15 protein-coding genes are annotated in these 21,596 nt (G+C 44.3%); 6 read left to right on the forward strand and 9 right to left on the reverse strand.

All coding sequences use genetic code 11. The features are described 5' to 3' along the window. Window positions 1-504: 504 nt before the first annotated feature. Entirely contained in the window at window positions 505-1,752 is a 1,248-nt protein-coding gene (locus tag AC6H3C_RS10355; RefSeq protein WP_497517007.1) for an IS4 family transposase, read from the forward strand. A 65-nt stretch (window positions 1,753-1,817) separates the two neighbouring features. Here the strand turns inward: AC6H3C_RS10355 and AC6H3C_RS10360 are convergent, their stop codons facing one another. Together AC6H3C_RS10360 and AC6H3C_RS10365 are read right to left on the reverse strand one after the other, a co-directional pair. Continuing rightward, the gene (locus AC6H3C_RS10360) at window positions 1,818-2,819 is read right to left on the reverse strand and encodes a hypothetical protein (RefSeq protein ID WP_497520695.1); all 1,002 of its coding nucleotides are present in this window, start codon (window positions 2,817-2,819) and stop codon (window positions 1,818-1,820) included. Continuing rightward, window positions 2,803-3,783, reverse strand: coding sequence for a hypothetical protein (locus AC6H3C_RS10365; protein ID WP_497520696.1), 981 nt, complete (start codon window positions 3,781-3,783; stop codon window positions 2,803-2,805). Before AC6H3C_RS10365 ends, AC6H3C_RS10360 begins: the two co-directional genes overlap by 17 nt. Before the next feature lie 325 nt (window positions 3,784-4,108). Here AC6H3C_RS10365 and AC6H3C_RS10370 point away from each other — a divergent pair, with 325 nt between their 5' ends. Next, a complete protein-coding gene (locus tag AC6H3C_RS10370) occupies window positions 4,109-5,506 on the forward strand; it encodes an IS1380 family transposase (protein ID WP_497515887.1) in 1,398 nt (465 codons plus the stop codon). Between the two features lie 678 nt (window positions 5,507-6,184). On the opposite strand, the gene AC6H3C_RS10375 is transcribed toward AC6H3C_RS10370, so the two are convergent. From AC6H3C_RS10375 to AC6H3C_RS10405, 7 genes are all read right to left on the reverse strand, one after another. Beyond that, complete coding sequence (locus tag AC6H3C_RS10375) at window positions 6,185-6,559, reverse strand: HU family DNA-binding protein (RefSeq protein WP_497520697.1); 375 nt, start codon at window positions 6,557-6,559, stop codon at window positions 6,185-6,187. Between the two features lie 538 nt (window positions 6,560-7,097). Beyond that, window positions 7,098-9,575 (reverse strand): helix-turn-helix domain-containing protein, encoded by a 2,478-nt coding sequence (locus tag AC6H3C_RS10380; RefSeq protein ID WP_497520698.1) that lies wholly within the window; start codon window positions 9,573-9,575, stop codon window positions 7,098-7,100. 35 nt (window positions 9,576-9,610) lie between these two features. After that, complete coding sequence (locus AC6H3C_RS10385; protein ID WP_497520699.1) at window positions 9,611-10,225, reverse strand: copper homeostasis protein CutC; 615 nt, start codon at window positions 10,223-10,225, stop codon at window positions 9,611-9,613. Between the two features lie 107 nt (window positions 10,226-10,332). Further along, window positions 10,333-11,220, reverse strand: coding sequence for an ACP S-malonyltransferase (gene fabD, locus AC6H3C_RS10390; protein WP_497520700.1), 888 nt, complete (start codon window positions 11,218-11,220; stop codon window positions 10,333-10,335). A gap of 122 nt (window positions 11,221-11,342) precedes the next feature. Further along, window positions 11,343-12,506: a glycosyltransferase family 4 protein gene (locus AC6H3C_RS10395; protein ID WP_497520701.1), complete on the reverse strand. Its 1,164-nt coding sequence runs from the start codon at window positions 12,504-12,506 to the stop codon at window positions 11,343-11,345. Between the two features lie 255 nt (window positions 12,507-12,761). Next, a complete protein-coding gene (locus AC6H3C_RS10400; RefSeq protein ID WP_497520702.1) occupies window positions 12,762-14,378 on the reverse strand; it encodes an ABC-F family ATP-binding cassette domain-containing protein in 1,617 nt (538 codons plus the stop codon). Window positions 14,379-14,514: 136 nt separating this feature from the next. Further along, the gene (locus tag AC6H3C_RS10405) at window positions 14,515-15,150 is read right to left on the reverse strand and encodes a hypothetical protein (RefSeq protein WP_497520703.1); all 636 of its coding nucleotides are present in this window, start codon (window positions 15,148-15,150) and stop codon (window positions 14,515-14,517) included. Window positions 15,151-15,296: 146 nt separating this feature from the next. Here AC6H3C_RS10405 and AC6H3C_RS10410 point away from each other — a divergent pair, with 146 nt between their 5' ends. The 4 genes from AC6H3C_RS10410 (at window position 15,297) to AC6H3C_RS10425 (ending at window position 21,584) form a co-directional block, all read left to right on the forward strand. Next, window positions 15,297-15,695 (forward strand): DUF6769 family protein, encoded by a 399-nt coding sequence (locus tag AC6H3C_RS10410; protein ID WP_497520704.1) that lies wholly within the window; start codon window positions 15,297-15,299, stop codon window positions 15,693-15,695. A 76-nt stretch (window positions 15,696-15,771) separates the two neighbouring features. Further along, a complete protein-coding gene (locus AC6H3C_RS10415; RefSeq protein ID WP_497520705.1) occupies window positions 15,772-17,298 on the forward strand; it encodes an efflux RND transporter periplasmic adaptor subunit in 1,527 nt (508 codons plus the stop codon). Beyond that, on the forward strand, window positions 17,288-20,425 hold the full coding sequence (locus tag AC6H3C_RS10420) for an efflux RND transporter permease subunit (RefSeq protein WP_497520706.1): 3,138 nt from the start codon (window positions 17,288-17,290) through the stop codon (window positions 20,423-20,425). Before AC6H3C_RS10415 ends, AC6H3C_RS10420 begins: the two co-directional genes overlap by 11 nt. Beyond that, window positions 20,409-21,584, forward strand: coding sequence for a TolC family protein (locus AC6H3C_RS10425; RefSeq protein WP_497520707.1), 1,176 nt, complete (start codon window positions 20,409-20,411; stop codon window positions 21,582-21,584). Before AC6H3C_RS10420 ends, AC6H3C_RS10425 begins: the two co-directional genes overlap by 17 nt. The last annotated feature ends 12 nt before the right edge of the window (window positions 21,585-21,596 follow it).

The raw sequence follows: 21,596 nt of genomic DNA on the forward strand, positions 1-21,596 counted from the left end.
GACTGGCCGGAATGAACCACTTCACGAAAAGATGGTTACAGCAGTCCTGTAAAAAAGATCGTGCAGTCAATCGTTCAAACAAAAATTGTGAAACCTTATTTTTTCGAAAATCTTAGTAGCCAGGATATAACACAAAACCTTAACCTGATTTAGCTTATTCCGAACGTGAACAGGATCTATAAATAAGCACTGTTGTCCGACTAATTTATATTTTGTCCGGCAACTGCCGGACTGTCCCGTAGGCCGCTATACAATAGAGCAAATCATTTTTTGCGTTAGAAGAGCAAGGCATGGTTTGCAAAATCGTGTCAGTGGAGGTTTAGAATACGTGTATATTAGATACATACAATATTTTTCTACCTATTCCTCTTTCGTCGGTTACATCAAAAACAGAATAGATTTTTTTATAGTCGATCACTACTGAACGGGGAAAAAAATAAATAGGGGTTACTCCCCGAAGGTTTGGCCCCATGTTGTAAGTTTGTTTTGCGAAAAAACTTCAACATGAGCAAAAATACAGAAATAAATTTTGTCGGACAGCCGATTTTCAAACAAGTGATTAGTTTAATAGAGGGCATCAGTTTGACCAGTATAGTAAAGAAGCACAATGCTGATTATTACTATAAAGCTTTTAAGGCAAAGACACATTTGATCACGGTTCTCTTTGGCATCTTTAGCCGGTGCGACTCGATGACCGAGATATGTGAAGGGCTGCGGGCTTTGGGCGGAAAGCTGAACCATTTGGGGCTTGAAGAAGCGCCAGCCAAAAGTACCGCTTGCGATGGGATGCGCAACCGGGACAACAAGTTCTTTGAAGATGTTTATTTTAAATTGGTACACCATTATCAAAGTTTTTTGTCGGACAGCCGAACCTTTGGCCTCACCTTTAAAGAAGTCTTACTGATCGATTCGACCACGATCCGGTTATTCAGTGATATTCTGAAAGGAGTTGGACGCAATCCCAAGAACGATGGCAAAAAGAAAGGCGGGCTAAAGGTTCATATGCTCATTGATGCAGTACAATCGGTTGGACGGTTTATTAAAATAACCGAAGCCAAAGTACACGACAAAAACTTTTTGAAGGAACTGGAACTGATCTCGTACAGTATGGTTGTTTTCGACCGGGCCTATAACTATTACCATCAGTTTGCCTTGTGGACAAGTAAATCGGTCTTTTTTGTTACCCGGATCAAGAAAAATGCCCTTTATACGGTCATTGAAGTGTTGCAGGAACATCAAAAACAGAAAGGAAAAGCAATGGTACTTCGGGAGGAAATCATAGAAATTGAGTACTCTCCTGAAGATGAAAATGGCAAAAAACAAACAAAGCAGAAGAAAACCCTTCGCCTGAAAAAAGTATGCTATCAGGATGAAAAGAACCGGTATTATGAGTTTATCACCAATAGCATGGATAGTACGGCCGAAGAAATAGCGTTCTTATACAAAAAACGGTGGGGCATCGAGCTGCTGTTCAAAAAAATGAAACAGAACTTTCAGCTTCATTACTTTTACGGGGAAAACGAGAATGCCATTCGCACACAGGTTTGGTGCACCTTAATTGCACAATTGCTAATGACAGTGATTCAAAAGATGGCCCAAACAAAAAAAGCATTTTCAGTTGTGGCTTCGTTAGTTCGCATACATCTGATTAGTTTGCTTGATGTATTTGAATTGCTTCGAAGTACTAACCGAGAATACTTGAAACAAAGAGGGTCACCAATATCAAATATGCAAACCAGTCTTGCTTTTTAGCAGGGGGTGACTTTTGAAATAGAAATAATAACAATTGATTATCATGCAATTAAAGATCAAAAATCTCAAATCTGCATGTTAGTCGGATAATAGTGATAGTCGATATGCATTTTATAAGAATATAGGGGAATGTTATAATTAACTATTTCCCACTTATGATCGACTAATTTATAAAGCACTTGATTTTCCCGGAATTGTTGTTTCTCCCTTCCTTTTTTGTCAAGAGGTATTCTTTGACTTTTTAATAGATATAATTCTTTTGTGCCTTCGTCTGATAAAAGATTATATGAAACAAAACTATTTAAGGTGTCTTTGTAAAGCACATTATTTTGAATTACATCAACTGTATATTTATTTTCATCCGTGAATTTATAAAGTACATTTTCCAATATGTCATAAACATAGAGTTTTTTATTATTCTCGGTGAATGGGAAAAATGTATTAACGGTGCACTTTAAGGAAGGGGTTCTTTTTTTTACGATGTAATTTTCATTTACAGCAAATCCGATATTACTAATTCTGTTTAAACTGTCTTCATTTTTTCTTTTCTTCTGATTTCCATCTTGTTTTTCTTTTTCTATCAAAGTTAGTTTAAAGCTTTTTGTGGTTTGAAAAAGTTCTTTTCTCACGTAGGAATCAGTAATTGGAAAACATTCATTGAAAATCAAACGATCATTTTCTATAGAAAAAGATGCAACCCCCGGTTTATAATCTAAATTGCAAAGGTCAGATTTATAGAAAAAGATAGATTCGTAATAAAAGATTTCATTATTGTGCCAAAATTTAATATTAGCTGGTGCTGATTTAAAAAACAATGTATCAATTGCCAGGTTTTCATTATCTAATAAAACAAATAATGCACCATTACTTTTTGTTAAAAGCAGTACTTTATAGTTATTAAAAATCACAAAATCGTGAATGTCAAAATTTGCATTACCATAGATTAGAGTAAAGTTTTCTAATTGAAAGGGATTTTGAATTGTATCAAGTGCTGTGTGTTGGCTATTTGCTTTTACGTGAGTTATTAGCATAAAACAAAACACATAATATTTAAATTTGAATCTCATAAAAGTAAATTTTGTTGTCTTTGTGATGTAGTGTGTATAGATAGTTCCCAATTATTTTAATTTGAGTTGCCTTATTTGGTAAGAGAAAACTGCTTTTTAATTCCATATCTTCATTAAAAACATGGATTCTTTTTCTGAGTGTAGAAATGACAGATTCTTCATCAGGTGATTCAGGATCAACCGTTTCAAAATCCACTTCCCGCAAAATGAAAATCAAACTATCTTTATACACATCAGCGCTATATGCTTGATAAATTGCAGGATTGTTAATCATAGCCTTATTTATAAACTTTTTATCATCGCCCATCAATGGCAGAAAATCATTTTTCAGGATAAGTTCTTTGGTTTTATCCAATATGTAGTACTCACCAATCCAATCATAAATGAATATCAACCTGTTTTTTGTTTGAATTAAATGGTCGGTTAGTAAAAAATCTTCTATTTCCTTTTTGGGTTCAATCTCACATATCCTCGTTGGTAGTATCTGCTGTTCAAAATAATCTAAAACATTCATTGAAAAAAGGGGAGTATCTAATTCTAAATTAATTCCGGCAATGTAAATTTCCCCATTATTTAGAATTGGGTTACTAGTCATATCCATATTCTTAAAAACTATTTCATATTCTTTGCTATGCAGATTTATAATAATAAAATTCGGTATTCCATCTATAAATAATAAACTATCGTTGAAAACTTTTAAGTTCAAAATGTGACTTAATATATGTGAGAAATTATAAGTTTGAATTTGCCGATTAACAATATCCCTCATGACAATTTCTATCTTCTCTTTATTGAGAAAGAGTTGTCTGTTTTCAAAAATTTCAGGGAGCTTATCTATATGATAGTTATCAATTGTCAGACTATCAACTAAAACAATCATTTTATGTTCTGGCTGCTCTGTATTGTTGTTGCAACTATACAATAGATATATAACTAAGAATAACAACGCTTGAATTGTTCTCATAAATGTAAAATCATTAGTGAGGTGGCAGTTAAATCTGCCACTTCACTCGTAGATTAATTAAGACATATTTTAATTGTAAATCCCCCATGACATTCAGCCACTGCTTCTGCATCTTCTTGGGTATAAGCACCATCAGCCGCTAGTGCCCTTTTTAATGCAGAACATCCACAATTAATTGCTAAAGCGTCTGCTTTTTGAGGAACTGATGATATAAATACAAATAGTAACACTGAAATTATAGCCTGAATAATTCACAAAAACGAAGAAAAGCTCACGAAAATTAAAGATAAATTACTATCTTACAGCGTCTTACAACCGTATTTCCATGAGCTCTTCAGAAAATAAAATTACCGAAAAAACTCTGGACAAGCAAACAGACGTTGCAATTTGCCAGGGAAAACTCTTCGATTTACAACCAATTGACAATAAGCGTATTGAGGTAAGTTTTACTGCATCTGAGATTTCTTCAGATGGTGGTTTGCTGTTGGTCAAAGATATCGAGAGCCGGATTGGCATCATCAAGTCGCTGGTTACTTGTATTGAGGACACCCGGCATCAAAGCTATGTTGACCACTCTTTGGAAGAGATTGCTGCACAGCGGGTATATCAGATTGTTGCTGGATATGAAGATGCCAATGATTGCAATACCTTGCGCGATGACACGATCCTGAAAATGAGTGTTGGACGTTTGCCCATGACAGGGAATGCCTTGGCATCTCAATCAACTATGACCCGTTTTGAGAACACCCCAAGAGCCAGTGAACTGTACAACATCGCGTATGCCTTTGCCAATAAGTTTATTGAATCCTACCCTTCGGAACCTCCTGTGATTATTATCGATTGCGATGACACCAACATTGATACCCACGGGGGGCAGCAGTTAACCCTGTTCAATAACTATTACGGAGAGTATTGCTACATGCCCCTTCACATTTATGAAGGCTTGTCGGGAAAACTGATTACCACCATACTCAAACCAGGCAGGCGCAGCAAAAGTGCCAATGTTTTTGGGATACTCAAAAGGCTTGTTGCCCATTTGCGCAAATCGTGGAAAAATACGGTGATCATTGTTCGGGGCGACAGCCACTTTTGCAGCAAAGAGTTGATGGACTGGTGCGTTGGACAACCCAATATCCATTTTATAACTGGCTTGACCGGAAACAGCGTATTGAATTCGAGTGTTGAAACTCTTGTAAAGAGTTGCGAAAATGAATTTGCCAGATATGCCAAACCCATAAAGCGTTATCACTCATTTGGCTACAAAGCGGGTAGTTGGGAAAACCAGCAACGCGTGATTGTTAAAATCGAAGTGACAAGCAAAGGATCCAATATTCGTTTTATTGTAACCGACCTTTGGGAATACCGGACAAAGGCACTTTACGAACAAGGGTACTGCGGACGGGGCAGGATGGAACTCAATATCAAAGACCACAAAAACTACCTGCAATCAGGCCGGATGTCGTGCAATAGCTTTTATGCCAATCAGTTCAGGTTATTCTTGCATTCAGCCGCTTATGTGCTGATGCACTCGTTGCAGGAGAACATGCTAAAAACAAAGGGGTTGGCAGCTGTTACGATGAAGACATTACGTGAAAGGTTCATTAAAATTGCTGCCCAGGTTAGACAAATGAAGACAAAAATAAAAGTGGAATTTCCAGCTTCATGCCCGCAAGCCAAACTGCTTGAGAATTACTTCCTCGAAATCGGACAGTTGCGCCGTTAGCAACAACCCAACTATATTCAAAAATACATATTAATCAGGCACTTGCAAAGCACAAGATAAAATACCTATGTTCTGTGAAGAAAATACACACAATTTTTGGTCTAAAACTAAACAGGCCAACCTCTAAAATGACCAATCGAAAACAATCGCAGACAACAAATTTTCTTTTCAGCATATGGGTTATTAAATCCCACGGCTGAAAAAATCAAATATTCACCTTTTTAAAGTTTATGAATTATTCAGGATAGAAAGTAATTTTTTCATTTCATTTTATTTTAAAAAGTGATTATTATTGAAACTAAAATCTGTAAACTCTTTTTGTAGAGAGATATACTTATTTAATGTACCTTCACTCCCGAAAGGGGAGCTACCAGAACTGGAATTTTATTAGCACTAGATTTTCTTGTTTCATGGTAGTCTTTCCTATTTTTTTGCCCGTGATCGTTACAATAAACAAGTTTCGTCTTTCTCCGGTAAAGTTCCAGCACGTGTTACTGTATGTACCTGTTCTGGTTGCACAACAGGTGGTCGACTTGTAATTTGCGTTTGCAGTCCATTATGGTATCAGCAGCAGAATACGGATGACTATCCCCGCCTGTTTATTCGCTTTTTCGCTCCTTCGTCGCACAAATCGCTCACGTTCGGTAAAGCTCAAACAACGTTTGGATTTGCGCTCTCTTACTCGCTTTTTTCGAACTTAATGTGTTCAAGAGCTGCTTTGAATTCTATACTGGGGGTAAAGATGACTTTCACCCCCGAAATTTTGTTGGTATTAAACTGCTCGGGTGCCTCTACACCTTCGCTGGAGAAAGAGATTCGAAGCGTACCGAATTCGCCCAAATTGATGCTTTTACCCATGAGCAGGTACTTGGGCATGGTGTCGATGAGGTTTTCAATCGCATTCGAAACATCGCCCCTCGACAGCGAAGAGGCGCCTACGATGTCTTTGGCCAGGTCTGATTTGGTGATCTTACCTTCGTTTACAGGGCTGGCGTACCATTTTTTCTGGTCGCGGTTTAGCGGGTTTGCCCGCTCAATTAGTTTGTATTTCATTGGTTAATTTATTTGTGTTCCCGGGGCCTGTATAGATGGACCTGGAGAACGGATTAATGATTGTTTTTTCTGCATAAGTCTGCAGGAAAATCTACAGACGTCCGGAGTAAAATCTGCACACGTCTGCGGCCGAACCTGCGTAAGTGTGCAGTCAAATCCGCGTAAGTGTGCAAGCACTACTTCCACACGTGCGCAGGTTTACTTCCGCACTTATGAAAATTTACGCCGATACTTATGGAGATTTACTTCGGCACGTGTGAAAGTTTATGCCGATACGTATGTTGGCTTTCTTCATGTTTTTTTGGATTTTTAGTATAAATATAAGCCAATAGTCGCCATTAACCATGAAATTGAACTGGACATTAGCTGGACAAAATTATTTTTTCAAGTGATTCATTAATAGATAGATGATTGTTTTACTCAATAGCCAAAACTGGACAAAGGGTGGACAAGGGGTAGTCAGCACACCGGATGCAGGAGTCAGAAAATTGTTTTTCTCCCTTCGCGGGAGCAAATTCAAAAACGGGTCGAATTTTATTTATCTTTTTTTCGTTCTTTCGGATTCGAGCTGTTTGATCACATACCTGATTTCGGCATAGGTATATTGACTTCCAAGGGCAGCTTTCAGTTCGCCTGACGAAACGTTTGGTTTTTTGTCGGCCAGTTCGGCGATCACCTTTCTTTTTTGAGGATCTACCAGGCGATTGATGTCGAGCCCGCCAAGGCCGACAAAGTGGGCGAGGTGCCCTTCGATGGTCGACTGGGCCATTTGCCGTTTTTGGGCAATTTCGGTCACCGTTAGCCCTTGTTGAAACAGATGCAGGCTGGTTTCTTTGCTGTTGAAACCGGCGTTCAAAATCTCGTTATCTGCTTTCAGTGGCACATCCAATCCTTTCTGATGACGATAGGCCACGATCATTTCGAGGATTTCTTTTCCGAACTGCTGCATCTTTTTCCCGCCCATTCCTTTTATTGCTTTCAGACCGGCGATGGTCGTCGGAAGTTTCTCAACAATTTCGAGTAAGGTTTTTTGTCGCATCACACGGGCTATTTCCACCCGGATTTCTTTGGCTTTCTGATGGCGCCAGGTAAGCATCTGTTTAAAAAAGTCGGGATATTTTGATAAGGCTGCATGATCGGTTCCGTCGGCTGTCCGGTTTGTCTCGGTGTCGATGGCTGCTTTAGCGCGGCTGTCGAGGTAGCGTTTCAACTCAAACCCGTCAATACAGCTTTCGATGCCTGCTTGTTTCACCTTCAGTTCGCTTCTGAGCCGTTGCAGCCCTTCCTGAAGCGATTTCCGGATGGCCTGGTTGTCGGTTTCAAAGCTGGCCTGTTTCAGGGCTTGCAGAACCACCGCGTCCATTGTTTTTAAAAAATAAGGGCAGGCTTTTTTTACCCGCTCCTGCAAGGCTTCGTTTTGCTCTGCTTCAGCCTCCAATCCGGTCAGGCTGATCAGTTGTCTCTGAAATTTTACGCCAACTTCAATTAATTCTGTTTTTAACGTTGGGAGTATCGATTGAAGTTGCTGGTTAAGGTTACCCAGAAGCAGCGGGCCATGTTCGGTGCAAAGCTTGAGCACATATTGAATGTGACGTTGAACGGGGTTGAAATCGAACAGTTCGGTGAGTAATTGTTGCCGGTAACGTTGTTTGGCTTTAAGCAGGTCCTGGTCGTCGGGCTGATTTTGTTCTACTTCGCTGATAAAATGGCTGACCGTATGGTCGTTTTTAACGCTTTGCGGCATAATGGGTGTGCTGAGCGCCAGCCCTTCGAGCGATTTGCAGCGGCTGAGGGCTACGTAAACCTGCCCGTGAGCGAACGATTGGCGGGCATTGATGATGGCTTTTTCGAAGGTTAGCCCCTGACTTTTGTGAATGGTAATGGCCCAGGCCAGTTTTAGGGGGTATTGTTCAAAGGTGCCGGCCACCGTTTCTTCAATCTCCTGTGTTTCGGGGTTAAGGGCGTATTTGGCATTTTGCCATTCTTCCGGTTCTACCCAAATAAGTTCGGTTTCGTTGGGGCATTGCACTTTCAGGCCGTCGTCGGTGATCGAGTGCAAGGTGCCGATTTTCCCGTTGTAATACCGTTTGGATACCGAGCTGTCGTTTTTTACAAACATCACTTGTGCCCCGGCTTTCAGCACCAACTCCGGATCGGTGGGATACATGTATTCAGGAAACTCGCCCCGAATGGTCGACCTAAACGTATGGGCTTTGGTTTTCAGTTCCTTCAGTTTGGATTGATTAATTTCCTGTGCCTGGTAATTGTGGGTGGTGAGGGTGATGTACCCCTCCTGATCGGTTGGATGAAAACCGGGAAGGTATCGTTTGTTCAGTTCGGTCAGCGTTTCTTCATCCAGTTCATTTTCGCGTATTTTATTCAGCAAACGGATAAAGTTTTCATCGCTTTGCCGGTAAATGTGTTTCAGTTCGATGCTGACATAGCTGGACATACGGAGCGCCCGGCTGCTAAAGAAATAGCAGGTATCGTAATATTTCCGCAAAATTTCCCATTCATCCTCTTTAACCACAGGCGCCAGCTGCTGAAGGTCGCCGATCATCAGCAACTGAACGCCGCCAAAGGGTTTTCGCTTGTCGCGGAAGCGGCGCAGTACTTCGTCGATCCCGTCGAGTAAATCGGCGCGCACCATGCTGATCTCGTCAATCACCAGCAGGTCGAGGCTGCGGATGATATTGATCTTTTCTTTGCTGTATCGTTTGATGGCGGTGGGGGCATTCAGCCCGTCGGGATTGCTGATGGTGAGCGAGGGGTTGTCCTGTGGTACCTGGGGCCCGAATGACATCTGGAAGAACGAGTGGATGGTTACACCGCCTGCATTGATGGCTGCGACCCCGGTTGGGGCTACCACCACCATTCGCTTGGGAGACTCGCGTTTCAGGTTTTTGAGGAAAGTGGTTTTCCCGGTTCCGGCTTTACCTGTCAGGAAAATGTTTTGATTGGTATCGCGGACAAAATGAAAGGCCAGGTCGAGTAACGCGTTTTTGGAGGTGGTCATGGTTAAATCAGGTAATCGCTGTGAAATGGTTTCGGTTAAAAATTAACGATTCTTTTTCCGTGAAATTCGTTTGTGTGAATCGATTTGCTGAGTTCATCCAGGTTTTCGCTTGTCACTTTTCCGGCGGCAACAAGGGTCATTCGCCCGGCGGCTTTTTCAATGAGTAGATTGAGGATTTCAGTCCCTTCTTTAGCGGTGGCTTTGGTTCCGGAGGTCAGGATCCGGTCGGCTCCCAGACCGATGAGTGTTTCAAGGCCCGACAGCGGGTCGCGCAGCTCGTCGAAGGCCTTGTGAAAGGTTACCTGCATGGGCCGGGCCAGTTCAATCAGTTCACGGGTGTTTACTTCATCAATTCGGCCGTCTTCGGTCAGCAAACCAAATACAACAGCCGGCACACGAAGTTGTTTGCACAGCGTGATGTCTGCTTTCATGATTTCGAGCTCTTCCTGCGTATACACGAAGTTTCCGCCACGCGGCCTGATCATCACGAAAGCCGGGATGCCCAGTTTTTCGACACACATTTTGATGGTTCCGTAGGAGGGGGTGGTTCCGCCCACATTCAGGTTTTCGCACAGTTCAACCCGGTCGGCCCCGGCGTTCCGGGCGGCCAGCGCTTCCGTGAAATTTTCAATACAGGCTTCTTTAATCATGGTCTTTGTCAGTCGAAAGGTTACGCGACGAAAAAAATACAACCGTTCCAAAACAGACCGAAATACCCGGGCGATTCAGAACGGCTGGATCAGTTGAAAACAATGTTCTATGCGGTAAAACTGTCGATACCGGCAGTTTCAGCGTTTCGGTCTACTTTTTTGATCAAGCCTTGCAGCACTTTTCCCGGTCCGATTTCGGTAAAGAGGGTGGCGCCGTCTTTCAGCATATTCTCGACGGTTTGTGTCCATCGCACCGGGGCTGTCAGCTGGGCAATCAGGTTTTGCTTGATCACGGCCGGATCGCTGACCGGAGCGGCATTCACATTCTGGTAAACCGGGCAAACCGGCTGACTGAAGGTCGTTGCATCAATCGCTGCTGCCAGTTCTTCGCGGGCCGGTTCCATCAGCGGAGAGTGGAATGCGCCGCCAACAACCAGTTTCAATGCACGTTTGGCTCCTTTGGCCGTTAGCAGTTCGCAGGCTTTATCAATCCCTTCCATGCTTCCCGAAATGACCAACTGGCCGGGGCAGTTATAGTTTGCAGGGACCACCACGTCGTCGATCGCGGCACAGGTTTCTTCCACAACAGCATCTTCCAGTCCCACAATGGCCGCCATGGTGGAGGGTTGCCGTTCACAGGCTTTTTGCATCGCCATGGCCCGCTGGTAAACCAGCCGCAAGCCGTCTTCGAAGGTTAAAGCGCCATTGGCAACCAAGGCCGAAAATTCGCCGAGCGAATGTCCCGCAACCATTTCCGGCTGAAAGTTTTCCAGTGTTTTTGCCAGGATAACGGAATGCAAAAAAATAGCCGGTTGGGTTACTCTGGTTTGTTTCAGGTCGTCTACCGATCCTTCGAACATGATGTTGGTGATGTTGAAGCCTAAAATTTCATTGGCTTTATCAAATAGTTCTTTAGCCAGGGGCGAGTTTTCGTAAAGATCTTTTCCCATTCCCGGGAATTGAGCTCCCTGACCGGGAAATACATAAGCTTTCATATTGAAATGTTTAAGTTTTTTCAAGTGACAAAGATAAATTAAAATACAAAAGGTGTCACCTTTCAGTCACACCTTCTGTTCTTTGTTGGGAAATCAATTATTCTAAACTGTAATCAAAATAATTAGCGATAAAATGTTTTTCCTTTCCTGTATGCGACCACTTCTTCATGCGCTTTTTTCCAGTTGTGCATCTGGATTGTTTTTGAATCGGAGCCGGTTCGTTCTGATTCTTTGGTTGCCGCTATTTGCAGTGTGCGCTTGTAAATAAGGGCAACAGCAGTAAAACTGGCTGAGAGCATCAGCATGAATCCGATGGTAATATTCAGGTATTGTTGTAAGGTTAAAGCCGACAAGGTGAATACGACCGTGTAGGTAACCAGGAACCCGCTTGCCTGAATATGGGTCAGCCCCAGACGAATCAGCAAATGATGAATGTGGTTCATATCAGGCGAAAAGGGTGAACGTTTATTTTTAATCCGGATGGTAAATACCCGCAAGGTGTCGGTAACCGGAACAATCAGCAGTCCAAGGGCAATTAACGGCGCCTGGGTAATGTAAAATTCATTGAAGGTAAAATAGTTGACTTCCATGAATTTGATGGTGATGGTGGCCAGAAAGGTTCCCAGAATCAACGAGCCGGTGTCGCCCATGAAAACTTTGTTTTCTCCTCCCCATAAGTTGAAGCGCAAAAAAGCCAACAGGCTTCCGCTTAGGGCAAAACAGGCAATTCCGGCATTAAAATGTCCTGCCAGGAAGAACCAGGTGCCAAGTACGGATGAAATAAACAGGGCAATGCCCGCCGCAAGACCGTCGATTCCGTCGATCAGGTTCACCGCGTTGATCACGAATAGAATGAATAAAACGGATAAGGGGATGCTGACCCAATCGTTCAACTGGGTAAGCGATGCAAAACCATAAACATGAACAATGCGGAAATTGCCTAATAAGACCAGGATTAAGGCAGCTGCTATTTGTACGACCAGTTTTTTTCGTGCCGACATGATCAGGATGTCATCTTTAATCCCGATAAAAAGCATCATGAGAATGGCTACAAATAAATAACGAAATCCGAATGTGGAGTCGCCCTGCAAAAAAAGAAGCGTACTGAGCGTCATTCCAAGGAAGATAGCAACACCGCCTAAAGTAGGGACAACAACCTTATTTAATTTCCGGTGATCAGGGACATCGAATAAATGTTTTGCATTGGATATCCTGACAATGACAGGTATCGTGAGATATGTAAGAAAAAAGCTTGTCAGTAAATTTAGAAGTACGCTTATGTTCATGGCATTCTATTTTTATTATGCAAATATAATGTAAAACAGAATTAATGGTACTTATAGTATGTGATTAACACTTTTTATTTGATGAACGTATTGTTTTTTTAACCTGAAAGCCTGTTTTTGACCAACGAATGAGCTGTTTTATTTTTTATTTTGATGTTGTTAATAAAAACAACCGGAATCCGTTGAACCTTTCATTCAGGGACTTCCGGTTGTAAATGCTTGTTGGCTCGGCGAGAAATGCCGGACCAATGTTTTTTATTTGTTATATTTTGCCTGCCTGTTTGCTTTAATCTTTTCATCGGTCAGGTATTCTTCAAAATCCATATACTTGTCGATGACCCCGTCGGGCGTCAGGTCGATCACGCGGGTACAAACGGTACGGATAAACTCGTGGTCGTGTGAAGCCATCAGGATCTGGCCCGGGTAAACCTTCATGTTGTTGTTGAACGACTGGATCGATTCCATATCGAGGTGATTGGTCGGATGGTCGAGAATAACCACGTTTGGGTGTTCCAGCATCATGCGCGAAATCATGCAACGCATTTTTTCACCTCCTGAAAGAACCTGTACATTTTTCTGCAAATCGTCGCCCGAGAACAACATTTTTCCAAGATAACCGCGTAAAAAGGCCTCGCTGGTGTCGTGTGAATAGTTACCCAACCACTCGTACAGGCTTTTATTTTGGGTAAAGTATTCCGTGTTGTCCATAGGCAGGTAGGCTTTTTTGATGGTGACACCCCATTCGAAAATACCGGCTGTTGGTTCCAGTTCTCCGGTAATGATTTTGAAAAAGGTGGTCATGATGCGGTTATCCTTGCCCAGAAAAACAACCTTATCCTCTTTTTCAATGGTAAAGGTGGCATCTTTAAAGAAAACTTCTCCGTCCTGGATATAGGTCAGCCCTTCCACGCGAAGTACGCGGTCGCCGGTTTGGCGTTCCGGTTGAAAGATGATGCCCGGGTAACGCCGGGTGGAAGGTTCAATTTCTTCAATATTCAGTTTATCCAGCATCTTTTTACGGCTGGTGGTTTGTTTCGATTTGGCTACGTTGGCGCTAAACCGGCTGATGAATTCGAGCAATTCTTTTCGTTTTTCTTCGGCTTTTTTATTGGCCGCGGTTTGCTGGCGAAGGGCCAGCTGGCTGGATTCGTACCAGAAGGTATAGTTTCCGGAGAAGGCACGGATTTTACCAAAGTCAATGTCAACAACATCGGTACAAACATTGTCCAGAAAGTGACGGTCGTGCGATACCACGATGACCGTATTCTGGCAGTTGCTCAGGTAGTTTTCGAGCCAAAGAACCGTTTCCAGGTCGAGGTCGTTGGTAGGCTCATCCAGCAGCAGGTTATCGGGGTTTCCAAATAAAGCCTGGGCGAGCAGTACCCTTACTTTGACCTTACCATCGAGATCTTTCATTAGCTGATTATGCAAATCTTCTTTTATGCCGAGGCCGCTCAGCAACATGGCTGCATCGCTTTCGGCATTCCAGCCATCCATACCGGCAAATTCATCCTCCAGTTTGGCTGCAAGCAAGCCGTCTTCCTCTGTAAATTCAGGTTTGGCATACAGCGCGTCTTTTTCTTTCATCACCCGCCATAACTCTTTGTGTCCCATGAGGACGGTATCTAAAACCGGGAATTCATCAAATTCATAGTGGTTTTGCTTCAGCACCGAAAGGCGTTCGCCCGGTCCCATGCTGACAGATCCCCTGGTGGGTTCCAGTTCTCCGGAGACTAATCTCAGGAAAGTTGATTTTCCGGCGCCGTTGGCCCCAATTACCCCGTAACAGTTGCCCGGGGTGAATTTCATGTTTACATCAGAGAAAAGCGGTTTTTTCCCAAACTGGATAGCTAAATTTGAAACAGTAATCATTCCTTGAAACTTTCACATTATTTAAGGGGCGCAAAGGTAATATAATTCATCCCGTTACCGCTTCTTTTTAGTTAATAAATCCTTAAGATTCACGGTTAATAAGTGAAATGGCATGGTAGCGCTTATTTGGCGACGTTTAATACCGGGTCGAATGATAGAACCCGATAGTGAAATTGACTGACGGGCGGTTCAGGGGATACCATTGGTAGATATCTTCGTGGGTGACGACTGCTTCCGGGGTTTGCGCCCATAACCACTCATTTGTTTTAAACCCGCTGTAACCGATTTTGAAGATGAGGAAATTTTTTCGTTGCTGAAGCCTGCGCCGGTAGCCAACGCCAATTTCATACATAAGCCCTTTATTATCCCGGTCGCTGTCTAACCGGTATGAATAACCGCCTTCGGCATAAAGAAACGGTGTTTTCGCCGGTTTGTCGGCAAACCATTTAATATTGACCAGGACGGGGAAGGTATTCATAGCCGGATTCTGATAACGCGTGTACCCCAAACCAACTCCTGCCGAAACATGGTAACTGTAAAACCAGTTTGCTGTTGCCCGCAAGCCGGTACTGTAAGGCGAATAGGTCTCGTTCACATCCTCCCCCCAATAATCGGACGATGTATCCATTTTTAGCCCGTATCCGCCGGTTGCTTCCAGTGTATAATAAAACCCCTGGTTCCGGATAATCCGGTTTTGGCCGATCGACGGGATTACCACCAATAATAGCAGGCCCGCCAATACAATCGTTCTTATTTTTAATTCAGGTTTCATAAGGCTGAAATTCAGTTTTGTCATGACAAAGAAAAATATTAATGATAAATATACTCAATCCTTCTAACGTACGGACTGCTCAATAAATTTTATTTATTCCGGATTTTGGTATTTGACCTTTCCTGATAAAACGCTATTTTTGTTTCGTGCTGAAAATCCGAAACATATTGTCTTTCCTTTTGCTGTCAGTTTATTTTATTGTCCTGGCACATCATGTTATTCCGCACCATCACCATGCGAACTTGTTTTCGTTTTGTTCTGCCGGACATCAGTACGACGGCGTAGGGGAGAGATCTCCGGTTGCTGTTGATGGAATTTGCTCGTGCCATCACGGCGAAGAATCAGATTTAGCCTGTTATTTCAGTGTCGATCCGGTGCCGTCGAAAATATTATTGCTCACCTCGTTCTATTTGGCACAATCAGTCCTGAACGAAGTGTTTGTTCCGGTTATTACCGGTAAGGCCTATACCGCACCCGATTTTAGCTTACCTAAAATATTTGCCGATCATCTTTCGGGCTTAAGGGCGCCTCCTGTATTTTCATAATTCCGGTTTTTAAAATTTTTCGGAAATGACTTATTCGGTCGTTTCTGCATTTCTTCACGATTAATCAAAAAGAATTATGAAGCCCATATTGGTTATGGTATTGGCAGCAGGCCTTTTATTTTGGGACTGCTCGCATCAACACAACGAATCACATCAGCGCGAACAGGCCGGGGATGACGACGGCCATCATGATCACGATGAAATAAAGCAAAAACTGGTTGTTTACACCGACGATTTTGAGTTGTATGCCGAAGCCGACCCCTTTGTCGAAGGAGAAAAGGCAGGCATATTGGCGCATTTTACCCTGCTACCCGGTTTTAACCCGCTGAATCAGGCCAAGCTTACAGCCAGTCTTTTGGTTGGAGGACAGCTTGTTGGCCCGGTGGATGGGCAGGCTTTGCAAGCCGGTATCTATCAGTTTTTTCTGACTCCCGGAACCACAGGAGAGGGGATGCTGTCTTTTTCGATTGAGCAGGACGGTGAAAAAAAGACGGTAGAAGTCGCTGTTCCGGTTTTTAAGGATGATCATAAAGCTATTCATTATTATGAAGATCGGGAACTCAATCACGGGAATGCGATCGTTTTTACGAAAGAACAATCGTGGAAAATTGACTTTGCAACAGCTTTCCCGTCGCCGAAACCCTTTGGCCCGGTTCTGAAAGCTTCGGCGGTAGTACAGACAGCTCCTGAAAAAAGCCAGATAATGAGCGCTGCAACCAGCGGAATGATCCGGTTTATGCCGGGCGTGGTTGAAGGAATCCGCGTAAATGCCGGGCAGGAACTGTTTCGAATTTCGGGCTCGGGTATGGCCGATGATAATGTTTCTGTTGTTTTCGCCACAGCCCGGACGAATTATGAAAAGGAAAAAGCCGACCTTGAGCGCATGGAAAAACTGGCAGAAAAACAGCTTGTTTCCCAGCGTGAATTGCTCGAAGTTAAAAGCAGTTTTGAGAAGGCCGAAACGGTTTACAAAAACCTTCAGCAGAATTTTTCTTCTGCCGGTCAGTTGCTTGCTGCGCCGGTAACCGGAAATCTTGGACGGATTTTCGTTCAAAACGGGCAACACGTATCGGCAGGGCAGGCGGTTGCCGGGATGATACAACAGGGGAGAATCCAGTTAAAAGCCGAAATTCAGCAAAAATATGTCACCCGTCTAAAGCAAATACAAGCGGTAACCGTGCGGTCAGCCGGCCAGACCGACTGGCAGGAGCTTTCAGCATTAAATGGCAAATTGCTGTCGGTTGGAAGCCAGGTGAGCCAGGAGAATTTTTTATTGCCGGTTTATTTTGAACTGGATAACCAGGCTGAATTTCTCCCGGGAAGTTTTGTCGAATTGAATTTAAGAATGACCTCTGAAACCAACTGTCTGGTAGTTCCAAATACAGCCTTGGTTGAACAGCAGGGGCATTTTTTTGTGATGGTGCAGCTTGACCCGGAACACTTTGAAAAACGTCAGGTTATTACCGGAGATTCAGACGGATTGGAAACGATCATTCGCTCAGGCCTGAATGCCGATGAACGCGTGGTCACTAAAGGGGCCGTTCTGGTCAATCTGGCCGCTGTGTCTAATAGTCTTGATCCGCATGCCGGTCATGTTCATTAAGAAAGGAGCGACTATGTTAGACCGGATTATTAAATTTTCCCTCCATAATAAATTGCTGGTGCTGCTTGGAGCTGTTGTGCTGACGGTTTCCGGCTTGTACACGGCAAGTGAAATGGATGTTGATGTTTTTCCCGACTTGACGGCGCCTACCGTGGTGGTGATGACCGATGCGCACGGTATGGCAGCCGAAGAGGTGGAAAGACTGGTGACTTTTCCGATAGAAACCGCGGTGAACGGGGCAACCGATGTGCGTCGGGTGCGTTCAAGTTCGTCTCAGGGCTTTTCGTTTGTTTGGGTTGAGTTTGATTGGGGAACCGATATTTTTAAGGCGCGTCAGATTGTTAGTGAAAAGCTGGTGAGCCTTTCCGGACAAATGCCGCTTGGCATCGGGCAACCAACGCTGGCTCCCCAGTCAAGTGTTATGGGCGAAATCCTGTTCATTGGCTTACAGTCCGACTCAACCAGTTTGATGGATTTACGGACAATGGCCGAATGGAATATCAAACCGGTGTTGCTGGCAACCGGCGGCGTATCGCAGGTAACCATTATCGGAGGAGATTACAAACAGTACCAGGTGCTGGCTGATCCCCGGCTGATGGCCTATTACGGCGTGTCGATGGATGAATTGGCCGCGGTATGCGCCGGTATCAGCATGAACGCCTCGGGCGGTGTCATCCGCCAGTATGGAAACGAATACGTGGTGCGTGGCATGGCCCGTACCTCAAGCCTGTCCGAGTTGGGTAAATCGCTGGTCAGGCTGAAAAACGGGAAACCGGTGTTTGTTGACGATGTTGCCGAATTGAGAATCGGCGCTGCCGTAAAAATGGGATATGCTTCACAAAATGCTTCTCCTTCGGTTATTTTATCCGTTTCAAAACAACCCAATACAAATACGCTGAAGTTGACCGAATCCATCGAGAAGAACCTGGAGGAACTGCGCCAAACTTTGCCGCCTGATGTGGTGGTGGATAGTCATATTTTTCGTCAGGCCGATTTTATCGAAACGGCGGTAAATAATGTCAGGACAGCCTTACTCGAAGGCGGCCTTTTTGTGGTGATCATCCTTTTCCTGTTTCTGGGAAGTTTTCGTACAACAATCATCTCGTTGCTGGCAATTCCGCTGTCGTTGCTGGGGGCGGTACTTACATTGAATCTTTTGGGCCTGAATATCAATACCATGAGTTTGGGAGGCATGGCTATTGCGATCGGATCGCTGGTAGATGACGCCATTATCGATGTGGAGAACGTGTTTAAGCGACTCCGGCAAAACCATCAGAAAACGGAAGAGACACGTGAATCCGTCTGGAGAATAGTTTTTGATGCTTCAAAGGAAATCAGGGCTTCTATTCTGAATGCAACACTGATCATCATCGTTGCTTTTATTCCGCTGTTTTTTCTCTCGGGGATGGAAGGACGCATGCTGAAACCATTGGGTATCGCTTACATTGTTTCCTTGTTTGTTTCTCTGATTGTCGCAATGACCCTGACTCCTCTGTTGTGCCACTTGTTGCTGACCAACGAAAAGTACCTCGACCGGAAAGCGAAGGACAACTGGCTGAATCGTAATTTGAACCGCTATTATGAGTCTTCTCTTCAGTTCGTGTTCCGATGGAAAAAGTCCATGTTAGGTACTGCGCTTGTTTTGTTGGCGATGGCTGTTTGGATGCTCTCGTCGATGGGGAGGAGCTTCTTGCCCGAGTTTAACGAAGGGGCGTTGACCATTTCGATGATCAGCCAGCCGGGTATTTCGCTTGAAGAAAGCCATCGGCTGGGAAACCTGGCAGAAACGGAATTACTGGCGATCCCCGAGGTGAAGAACACCGCACGACGCACGGGGAGGGGAGAGTTGGACGAGCACTCGCAAACAACAAACAGCGCTGAGATTGATGTGAACTTTGAACTGAAAGAGCGTCCGCGTGAAGAATTTATGGCCGAGGTACGCAGCCGCCTGCAAGGTATCCCGGGCATTGCTTCAACGGTAGGTCAGCCCCTGGGTCACCGGATTGATCATATGCTTTCGGGAACGAGGGCAAACATTGCCGTCAAATTGTTTGGGCCGGATCTTAACCAGCTGTTTTTGCTGGGAAATCAAATTAAGTCGGCAATTACCGATGTCAGCGGTTTGGTTGACGTAAATGTGGAACAGCAGGTGGAAATTCCGCAGATTCATGTTAAAGTCAAACGCGAAATGCTCGCCCGTTACGGCATCACCATCGATGAATTTACCCGTTTTATCGATTTGGCTTTTGGTGGTGAAGCGCTGGCTGACATTTATGAAGGGCAACGCCGGTTCGATCTTGTTCTGCGATTGAATAACGATTATACCGAAACCATCGACGGATTGAGAAATGCCCTGATTGATACAAAAGCAGGCGGAAAAGTTCCATTGGAACAGGTAGCGGATATTCAATCGCTGTCGGGCCCGGGCTCGGTTAGCCGCGAAAATGTGCAGCGTAAGATTGTGGTTTCGGCCAACGTGGCAGGGCGCGATTTGCACAGCGCTGTCGGCGAAATCCGGGATCAGATAGAGCGGCAGGTTGTTCTTCCCGAAGGATATCGGGTTGAGTACGGCGGTCAGTTTGAGAGTGAAATGCGGGCATCGCGAACATTGGCTCTTACATCGCTGCTGGCGGTCGTTATCATCTTTTTATTATTATACCACGAGTTTAAAAATATTAAACTGGCCGGAATTATTTTGCTTAACCTGCCCATGTCCCTCATTGGCGGCGTCTTTGCGATCTGGTTGACTTCAGGAATGGTCAGTATTCCCGCAATCATTGGCTTCATCACCTTATTTGGCATTGCCACCCGGAACGGAATTTTGCTGGTTTCGCGTTTTCAGCAGATGGAAGAACAGGCGCTGCCGCTGAGCGAAATCCTGATTCGCGGGTCCATCGACCGGCTTAGCCCGATTTTGATGACTGCGCTGACAGCTGCTCTGGCCCTGATCCCGCTGGCAATTCAGGGAGATGCGCCCGGAAACGAAATTCAAAGCCCCATGTCCAAAGTGATTCTGGGAGGTTTATTGTCGTCGACCCTGTTGAATATTTACCTGGTGCCCGTTATTTACCAGTTGTTGCACCGTTTTGGATTACTCAAAAGAAATGATTATGAGAAAAATGCTTAATATCATCCTGTTGTTTTGCGGATTTTCAGCATCTGCACAAACCGGCTTCGATGGATTTTTGCAGGAGGTGGTGCGTAATAATAATCGTTTGAAGGCCTACCAGGCTGTGACCGATGCGCAAAAGCTTGAAAACCGTGTTGGACTGGCTCCAGCTGATCCAACGGTTGAGGGGGCTTACCTGTGGGGCAATCCTTCGGCAATTGGTAATCGGAAAGATTTTTCGGTGACCCAGGAAATTGAATTTCCAACGGTTTATACGCATCAGCGAAAACTTGCATCCATCCGCAATGAGCAGGCTGAGTTGGAATATCGGCAGCTTCGCTTTGAATTGTTGCATCAGGCTGCGAATTTATGGGTTGAATTGGTTAACCTGAACCGGAAAGGGGAGGAGTTGCAGACCCGGTTGAACGATGCAACACAGTTGGCCCGGGCATACGAAGAAAAGTTTTCTGCAGGCGACGTGAACCTGATTGACCGGAATAAAGCTGTTTTGTATCAGCTTCAGACCGAAAAACAGGCAGAACAGCTTCGGCAGGACCGGAAGCAGGTTCTGTTGCAAATAACTGCACTGAATGGTAACCGGGACTTATCTTTTGACGAAACAAGCTGGTTGCCTGTCCGGTTGCCCGAAGATGCTGAGGTGTGGATTGAACAGGTTACATCAGCCAACCCTCAGGTGCAATGGTGGAAACTGACGCAACAAGCCGGAAAAGAAAGTGAAAAATTGAGCAGGGCCAAACGTATGCCCGGTCTGACCGGCGGTTACATGATGGAGCAAACTGCTGCTGAAAAATTTCGGGGGATTACGCTTGGCGTATCAGTCCCCCTGTGGGAGAAAAAGAACACGGTGAGGGCCGCGCGTGCGCAACAGGAAGCGACGGCTTTACAGGAACAGGACTACCGGCTGCAATGGCGTAACTATTTATTGCAGGTTTACAGCAAGGTGGACGATGCTTTTAAACTGGTCCGTTCGTACCGGGAACAGCTTAGCCGGATTCAGCAGAAAGAATTGCTGGATGAAGCGCTGAAGGCCGGACAGATTTCACTGATTGATTATTTGCTCGAATTACAATTTAACTACGAAGCGATTGACCTGCTGCTGGAGGCCGAAAAGCACCTGCAACTGGCTTATGTGTCGATGATCATTTTTGAGATGTAGAAGTTAAGCTTC

It is taken from the genome of Gaoshiqia sp. US2, from assembly GCF_059705485.1.

Coding starts and splice junctions, on each gene's coding strand:
- AC6H3C_RS10355 (WP_497517007.1), top strand. CDS start 505: ATGAGCAAAAATACAGAAATAAATTTTGTCGGACAGCCGATTTTCAAA.
- AC6H3C_RS10360 (WP_497520695.1), bottom strand. CDS start 2,819: ATGAGATTCAAATTTAAATATTATGTGTTTTGTTTTATGCTAATAACT.
- AC6H3C_RS10365 (WP_497520696.1), bottom strand. CDS start 3,783: ATGAGAACAATTCAAGCGTTGTTATTCTTAGTTATATATCTATTGTAT.
- AC6H3C_RS10370 (WP_497515887.1), top strand. CDS start 4,109: ATGAGCTCTTCAGAAAATAAAATTACCGAAAAAACTCTGGACAAGCAA.
- AC6H3C_RS10375 (WP_497520697.1), bottom strand. CDS start 6,559: ATGAAATACAAACTAATTGAGCGGGCAAACCCGCTAAACCGCGACCAG.
- AC6H3C_RS10380 (WP_497520698.1), bottom strand. CDS start 9,575: ATGACCACCTCCAAAAACGCGTTACTCGACCTGGCCTTTCATTTTGTC.
- AC6H3C_RS10385 (WP_497520699.1), bottom strand. CDS start 10,225: ATGATTAAAGAAGCCTGTATTGAAAATTTCACGGAAGCGCTGGCCGCC.
- fabD (WP_497520700.1), bottom strand. CDS start 11,220: ATGAAAGCTTATGTATTTCCCGGTCAGGGAGCTCAATTCCCGGGAATG.
- AC6H3C_RS10395 (WP_497520701.1), bottom strand. CDS start 12,506: ATGAACATAAGCGTACTTCTAAATTTACTGACAAGCTTTTTTCTTACA.
- AC6H3C_RS10400 (WP_497520702.1), bottom strand. CDS start 14,378: ATGATTACTGTTTCAAATTTAGCTATCCAGTTTGGGAAAAAACCGCTT.
- AC6H3C_RS10405 (WP_497520703.1), bottom strand. CDS start 15,150: ATGAAACCTGAATTAAAAATAAGAACGATTGTATTGGCGGGCCTGCTA.
- AC6H3C_RS10415 (WP_497520705.1), top strand. CDS start 15,772: ATGAAGCCCATATTGGTTATGGTATTGGCAGCAGGCCTTTTATTTTGG.
- AC6H3C_RS10420 (WP_497520706.1), top strand. CDS start 17,288: ATGTTCATTAAGAAAGGAGCGACTATGTTAGACCGGATTATTAAATTT.
- AC6H3C_RS10425 (WP_497520707.1), top strand. CDS start 20,409: ATGAGAAAAATGCTTAATATCATCCTGTTGTTTTGCGGATTTTCAGCA.